This window comes from Streptomyces sp. NPDC057697 (assembly GCF_042799335.1).
Lineage (GTDB): Bacteria > Actinomycetota > Actinomycetes > Streptomycetales > Streptomycetaceae > Streptomyces.
Window position 1 is genome coordinate 1 of sequence record NZ_JBHVJA010000039.1, and the last position, 1,705, is coordinate 1,705.

The 1,705-nt window shown below is 40.3% G+C and carries 2 protein-coding genes; both read right to left on the bottom strand.

All coding sequences use genetic code 11. The features are described 5' to 3' along the window. Positions 1-998: 998 nt before the first annotated feature. Positions 999-1,301 carry a hypothetical protein gene (locus ACFVFH_RS35735; RefSeq protein WP_376947965.1) on the bottom strand — a complete coding sequence of 101 codons (303 nt, stop codon included), beginning with the start codon at positions 1,299-1,301 and terminating at the stop codon, positions 999-1,001. 91 nt (positions 1,302-1,392) lie between these two features. After that, positions 1,393-1,527, bottom strand: coding sequence for a hypothetical protein (locus ACFVFH_RS35740; RefSeq protein WP_275265778.1), 135 nt, complete (start codon positions 1,525-1,527; stop codon positions 1,393-1,395). Between the last annotated feature and the right edge of the window lie 178 nt (positions 1,528-1,705).

Sequence of the window (1,705 nt, forward strand, 5' to 3'; positions counted from 1 at the left end):
CACTTTATAGATAACATCAAACATTTTTTTAATGCTTGAATGGGAAGTTAAAAAACAGAAGACTATTTCATAATAAGAAGGTGAAAAACCCGAAGAAATCAAAATCGCGGATAAAAAAGGAACTTAAAAACACTTCCGGTTTTTAAGGAATTTCGCCATAATTATTTTATCTTTTTCTCTTGACTTTAAGGACTTGAAACTGGCAGGATAGCTGACTGCTCTAGGAAACAGGGGCGAAATTCGATTACCTATTGCCGACCCAAAAAAAATAATAATTGGGCGGCAATAGGTAATCGATCGGTTGAAACTGGCTCGGTAGTGATGCCTGAGGTTTCCAGTCCGCCTTGCTGATCGCCAGACTTTCGTCTGCAACGCCTTTTTACATACAATGCACGTCCTGTATGCTGCTTCATGGGTTTGTCCTGTGTTCTCTCACACGGTCACACTCAATTGTGTGCCGCAAGCATGAAGCTTTGGCCGTTGATACCCGCACCGTAATGCGCCGTACAACCACCGGACCGTTTATGGCCGTCCTCGCCATTTCACCACAAGCGCAGCAAGGAACGCTTATTTGTGGCTACATCTCCGTATTTTTGCAGTGGACGGAGCAACTCCTGACGTCAGTTTATTTTACACCCCTTAACGGCAGCTGGGTGACGAAAGAAAAAAGGGCGACAGTTCCTGACTGATTGTGAGTTATTACACCCAAAACAGTCATTCACTGTCACCCTTTTTATCCCCGTAAAACCTTGATTTTGAAGCCTTTTCCGAGTATAATAGATAACATCTAAATGACGTTGTAAGAGGTGCGATCTTACAAACAGTCGGAGTGTTCAATGCTACCAACATTGAGCACTTTTTATTTTGCCTTTTTTCCGTTCGTATTTAATTATCTATTATTCTACTATTCGAATTTTGAGAATACAAGGCTTTAAGGGAAACTTCTTCCTCCAAAACTGTGGATAAACGACATGCCTTTCCATTTTTCAGCTTAAAATTTAATCTGAATCTGCGGATAACTCCTCTAAATCTATAATGATTTGCTCCAACATATCATTGAAAAGCTTATGTCTAAAACCTTTCGGTTGCTTCTTGGCCAACTTATCGAGCCGTTCCTTCAAATCATTTCTAGCATAAAAATTTATTTTCGTATGAGTATCTTCCATCTTCGACCCGTTTCTCGTCCGATATGGGCCTCTTTTTTTGTTTTTTTGACCTTTTACACCCGAAGACGTTAAAACCTCTCTATCGGCCTCTAAATGTGTTTTAAACTCATTTTCCAAAATAGTCCCTTCTTTCATGAGTGTATTTCATTCTAAACATAATTACGGCCGGCTACGCTGTTGCGCTGCCGGCCATATAAACGTAGACATGTAGACGTGTCTACTTAATTCATTTATTAGACAGCTTTTTCAACATGGTTTGATACATTGCTTTTTCATCTTCGGTCAATGTTTCCTGGAGAAGCTGCTCCACTTCTAACAAAAGACCTGGCATTTTTAAGTCTTTAGCAAATGCTAAAGCCATTAACCGATCATGCTGATCTCGCGGAACTTTAATTGTTCCCCTCTTGTCTTTATTTTTCTTTACACTCTGCGTCCACTCATTGCCCCTCGTTGTCTTGTTCCGATGTGGTCTCTCCAAAAGGCCCATCATATCCCATCCTCTCTAACATTTCTTTTGCAAGACGCTTATACATATACAA